Source organism: Vibrio sp. SCSIO 43135 (genome assembly GCF_023716665.1).
Classification (GTDB): Bacteria; Pseudomonadota; Gammaproteobacteria; order Enterobacterales; family Vibrionaceae; genus Vibrio; species Vibrio paucivorans.
Genome location: NZ_CP071859.1, coordinates 1,628,793 through 1,648,632, shown reverse-complemented (window position 1 = coordinate 1,648,632; position 19,840 = coordinate 1,628,793). Strand labels below are relative to the sequence as shown.

At 44.7% G+C, this 19,840-nt stretch carries 16 protein-coding genes; 7 read left to right on the top strand and 9 right to left on the bottom strand.

Translation table 11 applies throughout. The annotated features are described in order from the left end of the window. Positions 1-12 precede the first annotated feature (12 nt). A complete protein-coding gene (locus J4N42_RS07445) occupies positions 13-2,028 on the top strand; it encodes a methyl-accepting chemotaxis protein (protein ID WP_252027207.1) in 2,016 nt (671 codons plus the stop codon). Between the two features lie 28 nt (positions 2,029-2,056). Here J4N42_RS07445 and J4N42_RS07440 read toward each other — a convergent pair whose 3' ends face one another. Beyond that, positions 2,057-2,866 carry a sterol desaturase family protein gene (locus J4N42_RS07440; RefSeq protein WP_252027206.1) on the bottom strand — a complete coding sequence of 270 codons (810 nt, stop codon included), beginning with the start codon at positions 2,864-2,866 and terminating at the stop codon, positions 2,057-2,059. Between the two features lie 86 nt (positions 2,867-2,952). On the opposite strand from J4N42_RS07440, the gene J4N42_RS07435 reads away from it, so the two are divergent. Both J4N42_RS07435 and nagK read left to right on the top strand, forming a co-directional pair. Next, complete coding sequence (locus tag J4N42_RS07435; protein ID WP_252027205.1) at positions 2,953-3,714, top strand: tRNA-uridine aminocarboxypropyltransferase; 762 nt, start codon at positions 2,953-2,955, stop codon at positions 3,712-3,714. Between the two features lie 155 nt (positions 3,715-3,869). Continuing rightward, on the top strand, positions 3,870-4,778 hold the full coding sequence (gene nagK / locus J4N42_RS07430) for an N-acetylglucosamine kinase (RefSeq protein WP_252027204.1): 909 nt from the start codon (positions 3,870-3,872) through the stop codon (positions 4,776-4,778). Positions 4,779-4,842: 64 nt separating this feature from the next. Here nagK and J4N42_RS07425 read toward each other — a convergent pair whose 3' ends face one another. Genes J4N42_RS07425 through J4N42_RS07400 form a run of 6 tightly spaced genes read right to left on the bottom strand, consistent with a single transcriptional unit; the run spans position 4,843 to position 9,776 of the window. After that, on the bottom strand, positions 4,843-5,106 hold the full coding sequence (locus J4N42_RS07425; protein WP_252027203.1) for a DUF2960 domain-containing protein: 264 nt from the start codon (positions 5,104-5,106) through the stop codon (positions 4,843-4,845). 55 nt (positions 5,107-5,161) lie between these two features. Then, a complete protein-coding gene (locus J4N42_RS07420; RefSeq protein ID WP_252027202.1) occupies positions 5,162-6,934 on the bottom strand; it encodes a bifunctional molybdopterin-guanine dinucleotide biosynthesis adaptor protein MobB/molybdopterin molybdotransferase MoeA in 1,773 nt (590 codons plus the stop codon). A gap of 27 nt (positions 6,935-6,961) precedes the next feature. Then, a complete protein-coding gene (gene mobA / locus J4N42_RS07415; protein WP_252027201.1) occupies positions 6,962-7,549 on the bottom strand; it encodes a molybdenum cofactor guanylyltransferase MobA in 588 nt (195 codons plus the stop codon). Next, positions 7,527-8,243: an energy-coupling factor ABC transporter ATP-binding protein gene (locus tag J4N42_RS07410; RefSeq protein ID WP_252027200.1), complete on the bottom strand. Its 717-nt coding sequence runs from the start codon at positions 8,241-8,243 to the stop codon at positions 7,527-7,529. Before J4N42_RS07410 ends, mobA begins: the two co-directional genes overlap by 23 nt. Before the next feature lie 9 nt (positions 8,244-8,252). Next, positions 8,253-8,951: an ABC transporter permease gene (locus tag J4N42_RS07405; protein ID WP_252027199.1), complete on the bottom strand. Its 699-nt coding sequence runs from the start codon at positions 8,949-8,951 to the stop codon at positions 8,253-8,255. A 6-nt stretch (positions 8,952-8,957) separates the two neighbouring features. Further along, positions 8,958-9,776, bottom strand: coding sequence for an ABC transporter substrate-binding protein (locus J4N42_RS07400; RefSeq protein ID WP_252027198.1), 819 nt, complete (start codon positions 9,774-9,776; stop codon positions 8,958-8,960). A gap of 246 nt (positions 9,777-10,022) precedes the next feature. Here J4N42_RS07400 and J4N42_RS07395 point away from each other — a divergent pair, with 246 nt between their 5' ends. Then, the gene (locus J4N42_RS07395; RefSeq protein WP_252027197.1) at positions 10,023-11,474 is read left to right on the top strand and encodes a sigma-54-dependent transcriptional regulator; all 1,452 of its coding nucleotides are present in this window, start codon (positions 10,023-10,025) and stop codon (positions 11,472-11,474) included. Beyond that, positions 11,464-13,494, top strand: coding sequence for a sensor histidine kinase (locus J4N42_RS07390; protein ID WP_252027196.1), 2,031 nt, complete (start codon positions 11,464-11,466; stop codon positions 13,492-13,494). The genes J4N42_RS07395 and J4N42_RS07390 overlap by 11 nt, the downstream gene beginning before the upstream one ends. A 77-nt stretch (positions 13,495-13,571) precedes the next feature. Here J4N42_RS07390 and J4N42_RS07385 read toward each other — a convergent pair whose 3' ends face one another. Then, positions 13,572-14,450 carry a mechanosensitive ion channel family protein gene (locus J4N42_RS07385; protein WP_252027195.1) on the bottom strand — a complete coding sequence of 293 codons (879 nt, stop codon included), beginning with the start codon at positions 14,448-14,450 and terminating at the stop codon, positions 13,572-13,574. A gap of 1 nt (position 14,451) precedes the next feature. After that, on the bottom strand, positions 14,452-16,797 hold the full coding sequence (locus tag J4N42_RS07380) for an ATP-binding protein (RefSeq protein ID WP_252027194.1): 2,346 nt from the start codon (positions 16,795-16,797) through the stop codon (positions 14,452-14,454). A 323-nt stretch (positions 16,798-17,120) separates the two neighbouring features. On the opposite strand from J4N42_RS07380, the gene J4N42_RS07375 reads away from it, so the two are divergent. Together J4N42_RS07375 and J4N42_RS07370 are read left to right on the top strand one after the other, a co-directional pair. Next, positions 17,121-18,713, top strand: a complete 1,593-nt coding sequence (locus J4N42_RS07375; protein WP_252027193.1) for an ABC-F family ATPase — start codon at positions 17,121-17,123, stop codon at positions 18,711-18,713. Between the two features lie 318 nt (positions 18,714-19,031). Then, entirely contained in the window at positions 19,032-19,748 is a 717-nt protein-coding gene (locus J4N42_RS07370; protein ID WP_252027192.1) for a hypothetical protein, read from the top strand. Positions 19,749-19,840: the final 92 nt, after the last annotated feature.

Genomic DNA, 19,840 nt, shown 5'->3' with positions numbered 1-19,840 from the left:
GCTAGACTCATCATGAAAACTAAAACAAAACGCCCTTTATCACTGATTCATACAATCAGCGCTATCTTCATCACTATAACAGTTTTTGTCGCAGTGATTTCATTTACCAGTATTAAAAGCATTGAGCGGATAGGCAATAACTTTGAAGCCTTATCAACTCAAGCCCTTCCTCAAGCGCTAAACAATGCAAAGTTGACTCAATCAATACTCGAACAAGCAAAATTATTGAGCTACGGTACGCAAGCTACGTCGACATCGGAGCTGCAGTCGATCGAAGGTTCTGTTGCACAAGTTATTGAAACTAATCAAGAACTCTTGAATGACAGCCATAGGTTAGTATTTGGTGAAAACGCCCTTGCTCAACACCAATCACTTGAAGAGCAAATAGGGCGATTAAACCAATCTTCAATGGCCATCTTGGAGTCAAAAGCGGCCTTACTTGAGATGCAACAACAGATTTCCGACGAAGTAACGGGATTTCGATATGGGCTAAGTTCTATTGGTCCTGAAATGAATCGAATCAGCTCTTTTCTTTCGGTAGATAACCCCGTGTCAACGGATGCAGCGAACCGTTTTATTGCCAGTGCAAGCTCTATGGAAAGCACCTTTTTAATGCTGATGATGCAAACGGATCTCGAAAAAGCCGAACTCGAATACAAAGAGATGCGTAATCGTGTGGCCGGTATTAACTTAGCGTACGACGACTTTTTGGAGTGGCACCCAGATGTCGTTGAATTTGCAAGTCTAATTACCCCTTATGAAATGGTGAAGAAAGGTTTTGAAGAACAAGGTGTATTGAAGCAGATTTTAAACAAACTCCAGCATTCTGAATTACTACAAGAAAAGGTGTCCAACGCAGTTACGGTTGCTAATCAAACGGTTACGTTACTTGACGAAATCTCGACGCGAGCACAGGTTGATATTACCGAGCGGGCTATGGTGGTGGATAGTGTAATGGAGTCGGCTAAATATACATTGGTTGTAGTGGGGCTAGTGATTGGTTGTATCGTTCTGACTTGTTGGTTGGGGCTAAGAGCATGGATCAACCGAGGTCTACAAGGTATCACCCATAGCCTTAAGGCTTTAACGAACTACGACTACAGCCTAACGGCAAAGCTTCAAGGCCCGAAGGAGCTTCAGATATTGTCTAGCAATCTAAACACTGTTATCGAAACTACGCGGGATTCCATTTCTTCCGTCACTCGTAATTGTGAAACTCTTTATCAAAGTGCTGAAGTAAGCCATCAAGCGGCAGAGCAATCGAAAAGTACTCTCAAAACACAAAACCACTCGTTAGATAGCATGGTGGCGACAGTGACTCAATTGGAGGCTTCTATCAAAGAAATCGCCACGGTGACCAACGGTTCTTATTCTGAGTCAGTAACCGCATCGGAAGCTTCGTCGAGAGGTGTTAGTGTCGTTGAATCGAATAATGCAAGCCTAGAAAAGCTCGAGAAAACACTAAATATCAACGAACAGTCAATGCTGGAATTAGACAACCGGGTTAAGCAAATCCGTGCAATGGTTGATCTCATTTCGGGCATTGCAGAAAACACCAACTTGTTGGCGTTAAATGCTGCGATTGAGGCTGCTCGGGCAGGAGAACAGGGGCGAGGCTTCGCAGTGGTGGCGGATGAAGTTCGTCAACTAGCCAGTGGAACGTCTCAACAGACGTCAAACATAAGGCAGCGAATGAGTGAGCTTATTGCGGCTGCGGAGAAATCACGTGAGGCAGTTGCGGATTCAAGGAAAGAGATGTCGAATGCACTCGCTTCAAGCCATGAAGTTAAGCAGACATTTGAAGGTATTGAAGACGCGGTGAATCATATTCGTGCTCGAATAGAGCAAATTACTGTGGCAACAGAGCAACAGGAGCGAGCAACTGCAGACGTAAGCCGTGCCATCGCTCATATTTCAGAGCAGGGTGAAGATACTCGCTTGCAGCTTGATTCAATGGTCGAGAGTTCCGAACAGGTGGCGGATATAGCTGGTCATCAGCAGGCAATGTTGCACAAATACGTAGTGTAGATTGGTCTAGTTTCCGTCCGGACTCTTCCTAACGCTTTTTGATTCTAAATGGCTGGGTAAGCATTTTATCTAGCCACTGTTCACGAGAAGTGCGAAACAAAGGTACACCAATAGTCACCTTATCGTGACCGTCTTCAGGCTGTTCTCGGTAGGTATTACCCCAACGATCCCATACCGATAGAAAAAAACCAAAATTGCTGTGTGTCTCTTTCACTTTTATCGAGTGGTGAACTCGGTGCATGTCAGGTGTCACAATGACCTTTCTTAGCCAAGAATCTACTTTTAGGTTTAGGAAAGCATTGCTGTGGTTAAACATTGCACTCGCGTTGAGAATAATTTCAAACAACAGTACTGCTTCAGGTGGAATCCCTAATGCGACGACAATACCAATCTTAATCCACATCGACAGGATAATTTCAATCGGATGGAAACGCGCGCCAGTGGTGACGTCAATATCCTGGTCTGCGTGATGAACCTGATGCAGGCGCCACAACAAAGGTACTCGGTGAAACACCACATGCTGAATATAAATCGCAAAATCCAAGATAACGACGGATAGAATAACAATTGCGAAAGTAGGGAGCGTTTCGGAATTAAAGAGACTCATGTTAAACAACCCGATCTCACTTGTTTGGGCGTTTATAGCAGCTTGAAACGCGACGAGCGGCATCAAAAGGCTGATACATATGCTGTTAAATCCGACTAGGCCTAAATTACTCAGCCAGCGTTGAAATTTGTTTTGGGTAAGGGCTTTACGTGGTGAAGTGAATTCCCAGATTGCACATAGCAAAAGTACCGCTATGAATATGGCTAGACGAATGGTTTCTGGGCTATTCATGTGTAACTCCATTTGATTCTTAACCTGTGGTCAGTACAATGCCGCCACAACGAAAGACGTCCACAGTTTAATGCAGATGTAGCCTCATGAGAATTCACGCGTTCCACCGACTTTTCCAATACCGCCAATCTATCTCGACCAAAGCATTCAATGCTCGAGGAGCGAAAGTAAACCGCTGCCAATATTGCCAAGTCTCAAGCCAGCATTGCATTTGTGAGTTTCAGCCTGACATCGATACGAATATTGCTACCATGTTGATTGTATCGGACAACGAGGTATTTAAGCCAAGCAATACGGGTAAGTTAATCGCGGATGTGATTAAAGATACGTTTGTTTATCAGTGGAACCGTACAGAACCAGACGCAGAAATGCTAAAGGTGCTGAGTGACCCCAGCTACCTACCAATCATCGTATTTCCTGAAGACTATGTTGATGATAAACAACGGCTCATCACCTCAACAAGCCTTGAACCGACTAATTTGCGTAAAGAAAAGGCCCCAAATTGTAAGCCTTTATTTATCTTTATTGATGGTAGCTGGCGTGAAGCGCGAAAGATTTTCAGAAAGTCGGAATATTTAACGGGCTTACCTGTGTTATCGATTAAGCCAGATAGTGTTTCCCAATACTTGATGCGTAAGTCGATGAACGAAGACCATTTGTCAACGGCAGAAGTTGCGGCTTTAGTGTTAGAGCAAGCGGGTGAAACTCAAGCCTCGAAGACGCTTGAGCTTTGGTTCGAAGCATTTAGGGAAAGCTACTTGCTCAGTAAAACTCGCTTGAAACACGACTTAACACGCCCGTTTCTGAAACGTTTCGTGGAGTATTCTAAAAGCGAGAAGCACCTCTAAGAAATGGTAATCAGTTGGTGAGCAATTGGTCGGTTGCAGTTACCTACAAGATAAATATGTTATACGTCACGGTTTGTAGGCGTAGCTATATGGATAATGCCCAAAGTTATGCTTTTTGGTTCTAGCTTTGGAACCTTTTTCTAGGAGAGATTTGCATGTATTACGGCTTTGACGTCGGCGGCACTAAAATTGAGTTTGGTGCTTTCAATGAACAACTAGAGCGTGTTGCAACGGAACGCGTTCCAACCCCAACGGATGACTATAACCTATTGGTTGAGACCATTGCAGGTTTAGTAAACAAGTACGATGCGGAACTAAGCTGTGAAGGCAAAATTGGCTTGGGTCTACCAGGTATGGAAGATGCCGATACGTCAGAAGTGTTAACTGTAAATGTTCCAGCTGCAAAAGGTAAACAACTTCGCGCTGACCTTGAAGCTAAGATTGGTCGTAGCGTTAAGATTGAAAATGACGCTAACTGTTTTGCTCTTTCAGAAGCGTGGGATGATGAGCTTAAAGATGAAGCGTCTGTAATGGGCCTTATCTTGGGGACTGGATTTGGTGGCGGGCTGATTTACGACGGTAAAGTCTTCTCTGGCCGTAACAATGTCGCGGGTGAACTTGGCCATATGCGCCTACCTTTGGATGCGTGGTTCCATTTAGGAGATAATGCGCCTTTACTAGGCTGTGGGTGTGGTAAAAAAGGTTGTTTAGACAGCTACCTTTCTGGCCGTGGTTTTGAGCTGATTTATGAGCATTACTTTGGTGAACAGAAGAAAGCGATTGAGATCATCAAAGCTCATGCGGAAGGCGAAGAGAAAGCGGTGGAGCATGTAGAGCGATTCATGGAGCTTCTAGCGATTTGTTTTGCAAATATCTTTACTGGAAACGATCCACATGTCGTTGCTTTAGGTGGCGGGTTATCTAACTTCGAACTTATCTACGAAGAAATGCCTAAGCGTATACCAAAACATCTCCTTTCAGTGGCTAAATGCCCGAAGATCATCAAAGCTAAACACGGTGATTCAGGTGGTGTACGTGGTGCTGCGTTCTTGAATATCAAGTAGCAGGTGCCAATTGACCTAATAAAAAGGGCTCGTATTTACGAGCCCTTTTTCGTTGAATGAGAGATTACTTCTTTTTACCCACGCCAAGGTTTTCTTTCTGCTGAAGCGTAATCTTACTAAACCCTAACTTACGAAAGTGATTGTCGCGGTAATTACGTACTGCTTTAGTGTCAGAAACCGCCTCAATCTGTTGTTCCATTTTAAGGTAGTCCGAAATATCGATGCCTTCAGCCTCTGCAACGGCTTCGTGGATGTTTCTATGCTGTTGATATGAAAAAGTTAGGGTCTTTTCTTCATCTTTGTACGTGTAAAGAATTGTACGAGCCATATTTGTCTTCTCAAAGAAAAAGGCCAGTGAACTGGCCTTTAATTTAGTAATTGGTCTAGATTCTGCCTTGAAGCGGAATGATTGTCACGCTTTCTCCGACTTTAACGGTGTCGACAGCAGGGGAGACCTCAATTAGGCAGTTGGCTTCGCTCATTGAACGGAGAATGCCGGAACCCTGTTTACCCGTTGTCTTTACGACCAGTTGACCATGTTCATCAACACTGTATACGCCACGGCTAAATTCAGTACGCCCTTGACGAGAACGCAGAGGTTCTGTTGCTACCGCTTTCACTTTCAATGGTTGCCAATTCGCTTCACCTTGCATTTTGCGTATTGCAGGTTCAACGAAGTTGATGAATGACACCATGACAGCCACTGGGTTGCCAGGTAGACCGAAAAACGGTTTTCCAGTCACTTTACCAAACGCTAACGGCCTGCCAGGGCGCATATTGATGCGCCAAAAATCGATTTTTCCAAGTCTATCTAGAGCCAGTTTGATGTAATCAGCATCGCCGACAGACACGCCACCAGAAGTCATAATCAGGTCGGCTTCAGTGGCTGCTTTTTCCAGCGCTTCTACCATTCTCTGTTCGTTATCTTCAATAATGCCGTAATCTAAAATTTCACACCCTAGCTTTTCTAGTAACCCCATGATCGTGAATCGGTTCGAGTCAAAGATAGAGTTAGGCTTAATCGGTGTTCCCGGCGCTTGTACTTCGTCTCCGGTTGAAAATACGGCAACCTTCAACTTACGAATCGTGTCACAATGCTCAAAGCCTAATGAGGCAAGCATGCCCATTTCAGGAGACTCTATCCGAGTGCCAACATCAAACACGGTTTGGCCAAGAGCTAAGTCTTCACCGGCTTGACGTACATTTTGACCCGCCTTAATCACTGCGTCACCGAATGTGACCTTGTCACCTTCTGCACTAGCTTGTTCTCGCATGACCACGGTATCAGCATGCTCAGGTGTCGGCGCGCCGGTCATAATTTTAACCGCTTGGCCTTTTTCTAAAGGTTTGTCGTAGCTATATCCAGCCAAAATCTCTGCAACAACTTGATACTCTGTACGGCCTAGGTCGTCACTACGAATCGCAAAGCCATCCATTGCTGAATTCGTGTACTGCGGAACGTTCACTGGCGATGCTACAGAATGTCCCAGAATACGGCCGTATGATTGAGCAATATGAGTAGGTTCTACCAACTGGACTGCAGAAACTTCAGCGAGAATTTTATCTTGCCCTTGCTGAACTGATAGGAAAGCAGGGGATAAGGTGTCACAACATGCCGCTTCAGATACTTTTTTGGTTGTGCCTTTCGCAACGTAATTAAGAATGAATTGAGCAATCGCATCTAAGTCGTTGATACTCATTTGAGGAAGTTCGCTTTCTACCGAAGTATCGGCGGCGATGGCGATAATGTTGCTATCATTTGGGTAAAGCCACGGTTTTCCAACTTCCTCTCGGTGTAGTTCTATTTTAGGAAATTCAATATTCTTACAACCTTCAACTAAAATGACATCCAGTTTTTGAGTATCAAAACGAGTAAGAAGATATTCAAATTCTGCTTCTGAGTCTGGCGTTTCCGTCATTAGCGCGTGGCGATTTCGAGAAGAGATCAACATCTGAGACGCGCCGGCTTTACGCAATCTATAACTGTCTTTCCCTGGGATATCGACATCAAAGTTATGGTGAGCATGTTTAAGCACACCGATTTTTAACCCTGCTTCGGTCAGCTTAGGAAGTAAGGCTTCGAGTAGGGTAGTTTTACCTGTACCTGAGTAGGCCGCAAAACCAAGAAGTGGGATATTAGGAGTTTGAATACTCATAGCAACAAATACTATCTCTTTGATTCTTTACGATTGAACCGTGCCAAACTGGGCAAGTTCTTCCGGGGTGTTTAAGTTGACGAAGCACTGAGGTGAATCGCTAAAGTCGACATAGCTGGTATTACAGCCTTTATACAAAAGGATGATTTTTCGATCGCCGCTTTCTAAAAAAGCGGTTAACTTTGGCAATACACGTTTGTGGAAAAGAGTGAAAACAGGTTGTTTAAACTCACCATCGTGGGCAACAAGTATGTCACTGTCAGGCTGAACTTGAGAGCAGAAGCGCTCGACCAAGTCGGTGTTTATCTGTGGGCTATCACAAGGCACGTAGCCGACCCAATCAGTTTCACTGTTTAGCAACCCTGCATGAATGCCGCCAAGCGGGCCTGGGTAATCAGGGAAAGTATCACTGATAACGGGAGCAAACTGCTTATAGCGTTGTTGATTTCTGTTTGCGTTGATAGTGATGGAAGATGCTTGAGGAGAAAGCCGATCCAGAACGTGCTCGATCAGTGGCTTTCCGTCTAACTCAATAAGGCCTTTATCCTGACCACCCATGCGGCTGGCTTGGCCTCCAGCTAAAATAACCCAACTAGTTTGCGTTGGAAGTAGCATACGTTTTCTCTTGAGAAGTATCTTTAATTACTTGAAGCAGTGGTGATTCGACGAGTGTCGTGTCTTTTATCCACCACTGTTTCCTACATAAATCGGTCAGCGCGTTAGTTTGGTGGCTCGTGATTACCAGGCTTGAGCCCCGTGCTAGCAGATCTTTTGCCATTACGACCAACCTATCTATTGATTCGTGATCGAGTGAGGCACTTGGCTCATCCATTAATAATATCGAAGGCTTGAGAATCCAAGCTCTGGCCATGGCTACACGCTGTTTTTCTCCGCCAGATAGCACTGATATGTGTTCATCTGCCAAAGTTTCTAATCCTACCATACGCAAAGCCGTGATAACTTGAGCTCGCTTATCATTTGCTGACTCTTTTTGGTAGCGAATACCGTACACAATATTTTGATAGACAGTGCCATCAAACAGATACGGAGACTGATGAAGATAGATGACATCTTTGCGTCCTGTGCGCATTGAAAAGCGGTTGAGCCAGTTTGAAGTAGGTTGCGCTATCTTTCCTGTCGTTGGCTTTAATAATCCTGACAGTATTTTGAGTAGCGTTGTTTTCCCTACACCGTTGTCGCCTTTAAGGTAGATGGCGTCGTTCGGACCAATGGATAACTCTGGAATGTGGAACAGGACGCGTTCTTTGAAACGCATCGACAGTTGTTGAGCTGTAATTTTGATCGTCATACAACGCCCTTAAGTACGAAGATAACCTTTGCCTCTCATACTGGTAAGTAGAAAATTCAGTATAAGTGCAAGAGATAATAGAACAATTCCTAACGCTACGCCTTGTGCGAAAGCGCCTTTATGACTTTCCATTGCGATAGCAGTAGGAATGTTACGTGTCATGCCCATAATGTTTCCGCCTACCATCATTGAACAGCCCACTTCCGTTACGATACGAGAAAATGCCGCGATGGTTGCTGCCATTAGAGGAAAGCGTGTTTCCCATATCATGGTTGCGGCAACACGTGGAATGGAAACCCCAAGAGTGATAGATGTTTCCACGGCACGGCGATCGCTGGACTGCAATGCACCGTGCATCATGGAGACAAGAACAGGGAAACAAATGATCATTTGGCCGACAATCATGGCTTTCTGAGTAAACAACATCTGCCAATCGCCAAGGGGGCCAGAGCGAGAAAGCATCATGTAAAGAAGTAAGCCAATCACCACTGTTGGGATTGCTTGTAACGTATTAATGACTGAAAGAAGCAGCCATTTTCCACGAAACTCGGTATACGCAAGGATAAACGAGAGAAGAATCGATGGCAGGAGGACCAGCGAAATTGCCGATAGCGAAACGCTAAAGGATACCGCGACGATCTGCCAAAGATCTTTGTCGAAATTAAACAGCAGTGCGAGTGCTTCTAAGGTTGTCTGCCAAAGGCTCATAGAGCGTTATTTCTCGTTTGCGTTGGCAACAAACAGTTGTTTGCCATTGAGTTTGAATTGGTTGATGAGTTCTTGGCCTCGCGGGTTCACGAGCCAGTCACTGAATACTTTGGCCCCCTGATAATTAATACTCGGGTAGCGCTCTGGGTTCACTAAGATAACTTGGTAAGGGTTAAACAGCTTCTTGTCGCCTTGGAATAGCACAGAAAGGTCTAGTTTATTGTTGTATGCCAACCAAGTTCCACGGTCGGTAATGGTGTAGCCTTGCATCTCAGACGCCATGTTAAGTGTAGGGCCCATGCCTTGGCCTACTGAGCGATAGCCACCAAAATTAGGTTCAATTTTGCTTTGTTCCCAAATACCTTTTTCTTTTTTGTGAGTACCAGAATCGTCACCACGAGACACAAACGTGACATTAGCGTTAGCAATGTTTTTGAATACTTCTGCCACATCTTGGGAATTGGAGACTTTAGCTGGATCAGATTGTGGACCAACGATGACAAAATCGTTGTACATCAATTTGCGGGGTAATACTCCGTATCCTTTGTCAACGAACGTTGCTTCTGCTTTAGGCGCATGGGTCATCACTAAATCGACGTCGCCATTTTCACCCATTTTAAGTGATTTACCGGTACCTGCCGCAATAACATCAACTTTATAGCCGGTGTCTTGTTCGAATTTAGGGAGTAAGTAATCAAGCAGCCCCGAATGGTAGGTACTTGTTGTGGTCGCAAGACGCACGTGTTGGGACTCTTCAGAAGAAGAGGCGGTGAAACTGACGAAGGCTAGCGTTGCTGCTGCCAAAGTAAAATGTGTCGCTTTCATGTAATTATTATTCCGTTATGTAATGGACAATAGACAGCCCGTATCAATCGATACCCGGATTGCACACATGGTATAGCAAGCATAGTGCCAACTGTAATAATGGCTTTCCCCGTCAATTTGATCCATATATCAGCGACTTATTCCCTTCAAAATTTGAGTTAGGACAAAATGTCGCACATTAGCACAAGCTAAAAAAAATTTAGTTGGTACACTCTGTCCCAATTTTTTGATAGCCAAGAGAACATTATGTCTCCTTCCATCGATTCTAAACATGCCCTCCAATACCAAGCTTTTTCAGTGCTCGTCGTAGACGATGAGGCGGGAATGCAAGCCATTTTAAAGAAGGCACTCGGTAAATGGTTTAGCAAAGTCGATACGGCAGGCAGTATCGAAGATGCTGAAGTACTCAGGGTTTCTAGTCATTATGACCTTATTATTTTAGACATCAATTTACCTGGTCGCTCTGGTATTGAATGGGAAGAAGCATTCAATGATTCGGAGAGAAAAAGTGATGTGATCTTTATGACCGGTTACGCCGATTTGGAGATGGCTATCTCGGCTTTAAAACTTGGCGCATCGGACTTTATTTTAAAGCCATTCAACCTAGACCAAATGCTACAAGCGGTTCAGCGTTGTATGGACAAGCGCCTGAATGAGCGCATGCAGTTTGCGCTTAAACATGACTTTAAACGCCACTTCACAACCGATATTGTCGGTGGATCAGAAAAAACGAAGCAGTTGAAGCAATTGATTACTCAGTTTGCGCCGTCTCGAGCATCTGTCTTGGTGGAAGGTGAATCGGGCACGGGTAAGGAGCTTGTTGCTCGTGGTGTTCATGAAGCAAGCCAACGCAAAGGACCATTTGTGCCAGTGAACTGTGGTGCGATCGCACCTGAATTACTTGAAAGTGAGCTGTTTGGCCATACTTCTGGCGCTTTCACCGGCGCAAAGAAAAACCGTGAAGGGCTTTTTCGCGTTGCTAATGGTGGCACGTTGTTTCTAGATGAAATAGGGGAAATGCCGTTATCTATGCAATCCGCTCTGTTGCGTGTTTTAGAACAACGAACTATTCGCCCGGTTGGTTCAGAAAGAGAGATCAGTGTTGATGTTCGTGTTGTCGCAGCGACTAACCGCAACCTACAAGAGGAAGTGGATAAGGGTAATTTTCGAGCGGACTTATACTACCGGCTCAATGTACTTCGTATCGAAGTGCCCCCACTTAAAGAGCGTAAGAGTGATTTGCTTGAGTTGGTTCCTTTCTTTACCAAGATGCTAACTTCTGAGCTTGCGATGCCAGATCCAAAATGGGCTCATGAGGATATCTCGGCCATGAATGACTATGACTGGCCAGGTAATATTCGAGAGCTTAAAAACCTAATTGAGCGTTGCATTTTGCTCGGGAAACCACCTGCGCATTATTGGCGCGAATTGAACGGTGGTGTTTCACCAACACATGTCTCAATGACGGTTTCCAGTGGCGCAGAAATACCATCGATTCCTGAAGGAAAAGTCGATTTTGGCGAAGGCTATCCGAATAACTGGACACTTAAAGATGTTGAAAAATCACACATTCAACAAGTGGTTAACTTCCATGATGGGAATAAATCAGCGGCTTCTAGAACGCTGGGCGTGGCAAGAAAAACGTTAGAACGCAAGTACAAAGAGTGGGATGGCGAGGAGCCAAGTTATGCCGAGTGATTATGGACTGTGGCAAAAGTGGCGTTATAGATTTAAATCTATGGTTCGCTATCGGCTGCTATTTTTAACGTCAGCGCCGATTTTCCTGACTCTAATCGCCTTGATAGCCATCACTATCTATTGGTCGATTCACTACACATGGAATAGCGCCCTGGTCGATGTATCAGAGCGCTTGGGCGTAGCAAACAACAGTATCGTTCTTATCCAGCAAAAGCAGGCGAACTATGTTAGAGCATTTTCGGAATCATATGACTTTCGCAAGAAAGTGGTCGATGGTGATCCATCGACTTCTATTGAGAAGTGGGTGTCTCAACAGAAGAATCGATATGATCTAGACTTTCTGCGTTTTCACCGAGTCGATACTATCGAGCAGAAGTTCCAGTTTATGGATCTGACAAAGCGCGAGTCCTTTTTTGACCGATTAGATGAACACCAACTCAATCAGCTTGACCCTGATTTGGCTCGTCGAGCACAAACGCCAATATTGGGCGATGATGAGATTGAAACGCGTGGTTTGATCAGCCGCACAGTGGTACCGGTAAAGAATCAGTATAACGATATTATCGGCTTTCTCGATGGCGGGATATTACTCAACAATAGTACCCAACTGGTTGATCAAATTCGTGATCTTATCTACCCAGGTAAGCACGATAGCCTACGCCCTGTAGGCACTCTCACTGTATTTCTCGACGATCTTCGCGTCAGTACCAACGTACCTTTAGACAGCTCTGGTCGAGTCGGCCGAGCAATTGGTACTCGCGTATCAAAAGAGGTTTATCAAGAAGTTTTAGTTGAAGGCAACGAATGGGTTGACCGCGCATTTGTATATGACGCTTGGTACATCACGGCATATCAGCCGATAAAAGACCAATATGACAATGTGATTGGTATGTTGTACACCGGCTATTTAATGTGGCCGTTCGTTAAAGCTTATCTGACGAATATTGTTGAGATCAGTATCACCACTTTATTTCTTCTACTCGTGTCGGGGTTGATGGTTTACCGCGGTTCTCGAGATTTGTTTCACCCAATCGAGCGAATCCACCGCGTTGTTAAGTTAGTTCAACTCGGCAAAAAGCAGCGGATCGGGGAGCTAGGGCTCGATGAAAAGCACGAGCTTGCTCAGTTAGCCAAGCAGTTCGATAACATGCTCGATTTGCTTGATAAACGTAATCAAGAAATCAAAACAGCCGCAGGTGAACTAGAATGCAAGGTCCAACACCGAACGGCGAGTTTAAAAGAGAAAACAGAGCAGCTAGAGCACCACATTAAGCTACTAAATCAAACCCGTAACAAGCTAGTGACCAATGAAAAGCTGGCAGCGTTAGGTGAACTGACTGCGGGGATTGCACACGAAATCAATAACCCAGTTGCGGTAATTTTAGGTAATGTCGAATTGATGCGTTTTGAATTAGGCGATGAATCAAGCCGAGTGGAAGAAGAGATTGATGCCATCATGGCTCAGATTGATCGCATTAGAAACATTACTCGAAGCTTGCTGCAATACAGTAGGCAAGGTGGCGTGCAAGATGAAATTACATGGCAACATGTTAACCCGATTGTTGACGAGAGCATCACGCTAGTGAAAACAGGCTCGAAAAAGCGCAATGTGGAATTCATTTCTAGGCTTGATGCACACACCTCGGTTGAGGTTAATCGCCACCAGCTACTGCAGATCTTAGTTAACCTACAGATGAATGCGATTCATGCGATGAACGGCGAGGGCAGGCTAACAATCTCGAGTGAAGACTGGATAGAAAGTGGCGAGGCAATTGGCGCGGTGATCCATGTGCAAGATGAAGGGTGTGGCATTAAGCCTGAGCAACTTAAACGTATTTTCGACCCATTCTATACCACCAAAAGAGATGGCACTGGTTTGGGACTTTCTGTCTCTCAAAGTATTTTGAGCCAGACGGGGGGAGAAATCAGAGCAACATCTGAGTATGGCAAAGGCAGCTGTTTTAGCGTTTATTTGCCGAAAAAAGCGGAAGTAGAACTTCTTGTCTCTTCCAGTTCTTAATTGTTTTTCTAACTCATCGTGACAATAAAAAAGGCCTCATCCTATGGTGAGGCCTTTTTGTTTGCTGCATCTAAGATTTACTGAGAACTTAAAGCAATTTTAGGTGCGTTGATGCCATGCTTTTTGAACTCTTTCATTACTCGCAGAGTAATGTCAGTTTCAAATAGCTTCTCGTATGCGGTGTCCACTACATATGCCTTACACGTTAATTGAATCGCTAAATAGTTATCGGTGATGGTCTGTTTTACCAAAACAACAACAGGCTTAGGCAAGTGGATATAACGACTGGACGAAGCGGCCTCTTGAATTAAATCTCTGGCAAGTGAAATGTCTTCCTCCATTCCAACATAGAATGGGATCACCACCTGCATATCCAGTGCACCATAGTTACCACTCATGGTGACTTCATTAAGGAATTTGTTGTTTGGAATGGTAATAATGTCATCGTTAAGGGTGCGCATGCGGACTGAGCGCAACCCAATTGTGACAATGTCACCATAATTGCCTTCAAATGTGACTCGATCGCCTACTTGGAATGGGCGGTCGATCATAACTGTCATACCAGCGATGAAGGATGCGGCAAGGTCTTTGAGTGCAAAGCCGACTGATACAGCAAGCGTACCTCCAATTAGTGTAAGGATATGGTCGTTAATGCGAAAGCTCATCATAAACACCAACAAGCCCGCTGACATATAGATGAAGAACTGCATGAAGGACTGAAGCTTTTGCAGCAGCATTCGGTACTGCACAAACTGACTACCAATGCTCTCCACCATGGAGTTCATGAACTTGAGTAACAGCCAAGTGGCCGCGACCACAATCGCAGAAAAGAACACGCCGCTCCAGCGGATCAAGCTAGCGAATTGAGTAATGTTCTCGACGTTGGCAATTTCTTCCGTTGCAAAAACAGAGCTGCTAGCGATTAGGGTTACTAGAAATACAAATAGTCTCATCATCTTACTTCACCAATAGGTGTTGACGGTCAAGTACATTGGTAATGTGTCTGAACCAGTGATCGGATACTCGAGCTTTATCTTCACTCCATTCGATGAATCCACGGCTTTGGAAATAGCGCAATGTCCCAAGTACTTCGGCGACACTTAACTGGGTACATTCGGATAGTTCTTCAGTCGAAGCAATTTCAAGTTGGACGATAGAGCGTAAAACCGCCAGCATGGGTTTTGGCATTTTCTCTAACTCTTGTGATTCTGGAGCACGGAATAGCCTTACAAAGACCTGCTCGGTTTCCTTGTTTCGCTGCAACGATTGCCTAAAGAAGCGCAGGGCAACGGTTGGATTGCCATCTGAGTAATGCCATAGAATTCGATAGAAGCCTTGCTTTGCGCGCTCTTCTTCAGTGATTTCTTCTTGGTCCCACTGTTTTGGTACCACTAAGCCATCGAATGAAAGTGGGGTATCAATGTCTTGATTGACGCGGCTATCCAACAGTTGCTGAATTTGTTTTTCGCTCCACTTAGGCATGAAGGAAACCCAATCAAACAGTAGGCGTTCACCACGCGCTCTGTCCACAAATCGCCAACTCGCTTTTTCGATTGCAATTACCACGCGGTGGTTCTTCTTAGAGCGGCGTAATAAGTTAGTGAGTTTAATAAGGCTAGTTAAACCGCCAACCATAGGTTTAACAAGGCGTTGTGCGTTATCAACAGCAATTAGGTAGCGAGTATCACTTTTTCTAAGGAAAGAGAGGATCTGTATTTCTGTTGCGTCTTCGTCTAAGCCAAGACTGACAGCAAGGTGTGTCAGCAGTTCCTGATATCCGGAATAAGGACAATTTAGATAAACCGGCTCGGCATTTTTCACCTTGTTCAAAATCGATTTGAGCATGGTAGTGGTGCCTATACCGCGTTCTCCAGATAGTACACAGATAGCAGGGCTGTCGCTAAGCAAGTATTGCGACAGTTGCTTAAATTCATCAGTGGCGTAGTCGAACAACTCGCTGTCGTGCGTGCCAGGCAGTACGTACTCGAATGTGGCATCTCCTTTAACACGCACCAGGTTGTGCTGCTCATTTTTGTTACCGGTTTGTTTGGCCACCTCTATACGGAATAAATACGCTAGAGCTTGGCTAAAGATGGTGTAATGAGACAGCATGGCGACAATGCGGTGTTTAAAGGTATGTCCTGCAATCCATAGTGCGGCGATGGCCGTACCGACAATTCTGACAATGTAAACGTCTTTGCGGCTGATAGCCCAGTTAACCCATACAGGTCGATCGGCCAACTTCTCGGCAACTTCGAACACTTTGTTGCGCCAAATTCTGAGTACTGAAATCGTCACGAGCACAAACCAGAAGAATAGGGCGCTATAAATCCAGTAGTAAATGGTTCCTTTGCCTAAAGTGCGCATCGAAATCTGTAAAATAACGCCTGCGACAATGATGCTCCATACGTAGCGACGTACCGTTGATAAACGCAGTGCCAGCACTTCTGGGTTAGAACTGCGACTATTGCGATAGGTAAACTCTAAGATAAAGCTAATGGCAATCGAGCCACCCAAAATCCACCAAGTAAAAATTTCTAGGAAGATCAAATGCTGTAGGCTTGGAATAGCTGAAAGTACTCGAAGTGAAAGCGTAATGGCAATTAACCATGCGATAGCACGGTGTGCGCGACTGACATACCAAATCAAACGAATCCATATTGGCGGTCGAGCTGCGTTATCTAATTGGCTCTCGCGAAAAAGAGTAATGATCCTTTGTGCGTTTCGCAGCCACCAGGCTAATACCAAATAAATAATGAAAACCTTCAACCCAGCCCAAATCACCGGGATAGGCGAGATAAAGATGTCTTTTACAAGCGACTTGAAGCTGCGTAATTGAAAATACAGTAGGTATTCGCCATTGAGTCTTGTCAGCGACCATTCTTGTTTAAACTGGGTAACACCAAAAGGGCCAAAACCGGTTAATTTGTCGCGATTTGATGCTGAAGTCAGCTCAAGAAGACGTTGCTTGCTTAAACTGATGCTGTTTAGCGTCAGGTAACTGGTTTCGGTGTCAAACCAAGTTTGCTCATTGGCATCATCACGATAATGGTTCAAACGCTCATCGAAGATATCAATCTGCTTTTTTTGCTCGGCAAGCACCGCATTTAGGAGCTGACGCACCTTACTTCGATCTTGAGGACTCATGAATAACGGGTCGGGCAGAGAGGAAACCTCTTGAGCGATGTCTTTCGCTATATCTTGCGCCTCTGGTACTGGTTTGAAGTCATACTCCCATTGCGCTTGAGCAGGAAGAGCGACCAAAAGGCTAATAGCGATGACTACTCGAATGAGTAAATGCATAAAAATCTCTTATAACTTAAAAGGTTAGAGTTAGTGTAGTTGGTTTGCGGCGTTATGCGAACTCTGAATATTAAACTTGCCACCTATACACAAAGCGCAATACTTTAAACCTTACATCATTCCATATGTCAATGAAATGTCATTAATGAATAGTGTTTCATTATTGATACTGAGCTCATTAGATCACAAAAGTAGGATACGTTTGCTGGTGTAGGAACTCGTCGGGGAAGTGAATAAATGAAATCAACACTTGAAGTTATGGGCCTGAACCAGTACCGTTGCGCGGTTTTGTACAATGATTTTGTCTATTTAAGGTAACGGTTTTGATCTCCACAGCGAATATCACCCAGCAATTCGGCGCTAAGCCACTCTTTGAAAACATCTCAGTAAAGTTTGGCGAAGGTAACCGTTACGGTTTAATCGGCGCGAACGGCTGTGGTAAATCGACGTTCATGAAGATCCTAAGTGGTGAACTAGAGCCGACTGGCGGTAACGTTAGCTACGATCCTAATGAGCGTGTGGCTAAACTGAACCAGGATCAGTTTGCCTACGAAGAGTACACGGTTATTGATACCGTTATCATGGGTTACAAAGAGCTGTGGGAAGTAAAGCAAGAACGTGACCGTATTTACTCTCTACCAGAAATGAGTGAAGAAGAAGGCATGCTGGTGGCTGATCTTGAAGTTCAGTTCGCTGAGATGGACGGCTACATGGCAGATGCCAAAGCTGGTGAACTATTGCTTGCTGTAGGTATTCCAGAAGAGCAGCACTACGGTTTAATGAGTGAAGTCGCTCCTGGCTGGAAACTACGTGTTCTGCTTGCTCAGGTACTATTTGCAGACCCACACATCATGCTACTTGATGAGCCTACCAACAACTTGGATATGGACACGATTCGTTGGTTGGAAGAAACGCTAAACCAGCGTAACTGCACAATGATCATTATCTCGCACGACCGTCACTTCCTAAACTCAGTATGTACGCACATGGCTGACTTGGATTACGGTGAGCTTCGCCTGTTCCCTGGTAACTACGACGAGTACATGACAGCGGCTTCTCAAGCGCGTGACCGCCTACTTGCGGATAACGCTAAAAAGAAAGCGCAGATTGCTGAACTTCAAACGTTCGTTGCTCGCTTCTCTGCGAATGCATCAAAAGCAAAACAAGCAACGTCACGTGCTAAGCAAATCGATAAGATCCAGTTGGACGAAGTTAAAGCTTCAAGTCGTCAAAACCCGTTTATTCGTTTTGAACAGTCTAAAGAGTTATTCCGTAACGCGCTTATCGTAGAGAACCTAAGCCAAGGTTACGAAGAGGATTTGTTCAATAACTTCAACGCAATTTTTGAAGTTGGCGAGCGTGTTGCGATCATTGGTGAGAACGGTGTCGGCAAAACGACTCTACTTAATACACTGGCAGGTGAGCTAGCACCACGAACCGGTGAATTTAAGTGGTCTGATAATGCCAATATTGGTTACTACGCGCAGGATCATGCTCATGATTTTGAAGAAGACATGAATCTAACCGACTGGATGGGTCAATGGCGCCAAGAAGGTGATGATGAGCAAACTGTTCGCGGATTCTTAGGTCGCATGCTATTTGGTCAAGATGACATCAAAAAATCAGTAAAAGTGCTTTCAGGTGGTGAACAAGGTCGTATGCTTTTAGGTAAGCTAATGATGCATAAGCCGAACATGTTGCTGATGGATGAACCAACTAACCACATGGATATGGAGTCGATTGAGTCATTAAACACGGCTCTAGAGCAATATAAAGGCACCTTGTTCTTCGTATCGCACGACCGTGTATTTGTTGACTCGCTAGCAACGCGCATTATCGAAATTAAAGATAACAAGATTACTGACTTTAAAGGCACGTACGCAGAGTTCCTAAAAGCACGCGGAATCGACGGCTAACTCGCTTTATTGATACTACTAAAAGGTCCAGCCATCGTGCTGGACCTTTTTGTTTTTCCGGTTGTTTGAAGCGCTCTAGTCTTGAGTTTTCTAAGACAAACTCATTCTAAAAATCAATCAAATGGTGTCTGGCATCAGTAGGGGGATTGTATTGATTCCAATCAAGTCTAAATCAGTAAAGCGCCAGAGTTTTCACATGTTGGCAGAATTTCACACAAATCAACTTTGACGGATTGAACCGCTTTTAAGTAGTCCGACGGATTGATACTTTCGAAGGGTGACCACCCCGTCACGAATAATCAATCGGAACGACTAATAATGAAAAAATTACTTCTACCTACTTTGCTTGCTACGGTTTTCGCTGCCCCAGCTTTTGCCCTTACTGACGCTGAACTAGAAGCGGCTATGGTGAAAAAGTTGGAAGTTCAACTAGAGAATAAAGAAGCGGCGCAATACACCGCTGAATTTATCATGAATAACTTGCTGACTTGGAAAGGGGAAGAGCTGCCCCTAGACCAAGCTGATAGCATCCTTGCTTATGCATTTGGCAATCGTCTAATGCCAAATGGTAATCAAGTACCGGGTCCAATGAATGAAGCGTTAGCAGATACCGTCGTAGAGATTTACGAACAAACTGGTAAACCTGTGTACGCCCAGTGGGAAATTGCTCAGTCTATTGGAGATCGAATTCCAGCAAAAGATCTTCACTCCATTAACCCTGTGATTGCAAAAGATGGCTCGTTAACTTATTTGAGCACCATTGGTGTGGCAGAAACGGCGGTAGAAATGTCTGGTGGTGATCTGGGCAAAACGGTAGTGGTTGGATTTTATGAACACAGCTTAAGAACCATTAATACGTCGAAAGATTTCGGTATTGACGCATACGCCCCAGCGGGTATCGAATTGCCGCATGAGTATGATCCAGAATCGGGGCAGGCTTGGACTCGTGAAGTTAAGACGTTCATTATGCATGAAGTGCGCAACCGTGGTACTAACGAGCGAACTCGATTAATCGAAGAGGCGCTAGCTGAATAACGTTTGTTTGAACAACGGTAACTTCGTTTCAAGTTAACTGGTAAATAGCCTAAAGCAAAGGCCTCAGATTGTGTGTCTGAGGCCTTTTATAT

Bases quoted from the DNA above. Each gene is read 5' to 3' on its own strand.
- J4N42_RS07380 (WP_252027194.1), bottom strand. From the start codon at position 16,797: ATGCATTTACTCATTCGAGTAGTCATCGCTATTAGCCTTTTGGTCGCT.
- J4N42_RS07445 (WP_252027207.1), top strand. From the start codon at position 13: ATGAAAACTAAAACAAAACGCCCTTTATCACTGATTCATACAATCAGC.
- J4N42_RS07440 (WP_252027206.1), bottom strand. From the start codon at position 2,866: ATGAATAGCCCAGAAACCATTCGTCTAGCCATATTCATAGCGGTACTT.
- J4N42_RS07420 (WP_252027202.1), bottom strand. From the start codon at position 6,934: ATGAGTATTCAAACTCCTAATATCCCACTTCTTGGTTTTGCGGCCTAC.
- J4N42_RS07405 (WP_252027199.1), bottom strand. From the start codon at position 8,951: ATGAGCCTTTGGCAGACAACCTTAGAAGCACTCGCACTGCTGTTTAAT.
- J4N42_RS07410 (WP_252027200.1), bottom strand. From the start codon at position 8,243: ATGACGATCAAAATTACAGCTCAACAACTGTCGATGCGTTTCAAAGAA.
- J4N42_RS07390 (WP_252027196.1), top strand. From the start codon at position 11,464: ATGCCGAGTGATTATGGACTGTGGCAAAAGTGGCGTTATAGATTTAAA.
- J4N42_RS07400 (WP_252027198.1), bottom strand. From the start codon at position 9,776: ATGAAAGCGACACATTTTACTTTGGCAGCAGCAACGCTAGCCTTCGTC.
- J4N42_RS07435 (WP_252027205.1), top strand. From the start codon at position 2,953: ATGAGAATTCACGCGTTCCACCGACTTTTCCAATACCGCCAATCTATC.
- J4N42_RS07425 (WP_252027203.1), bottom strand. From the start codon at position 5,106: ATGGCTCGTACAATTCTTTACACGTACAAAGATGAAGAAAAGACCCTA.
- J4N42_RS07370 (WP_252027192.1), top strand. From the start codon at position 19,032: ATGAAAAAATTACTTCTACCTACTTTGCTTGCTACGGTTTTCGCTGCC.
- nagK (WP_252027204.1), top strand. From the start codon at position 3,870: ATGTATTACGGCTTTGACGTCGGCGGCACTAAAATTGAGTTTGGTGCT.
- J4N42_RS07385 (WP_252027195.1), bottom strand. From the start codon at position 14,450: ATGATGAGACTATTTGTATTTCTAGTAACCCTAATCGCTAGCAGCTCT.
- mobA (WP_252027201.1), bottom strand. From the start codon at position 7,549: ATGCTACTTCCAACGCAAACTAGTTGGGTTATTTTAGCTGGAGGCCAA.
- J4N42_RS07395 (WP_252027197.1), top strand. From the start codon at position 10,023: ATGTCTCCTTCCATCGATTCTAAACATGCCCTCCAATACCAAGCTTTT.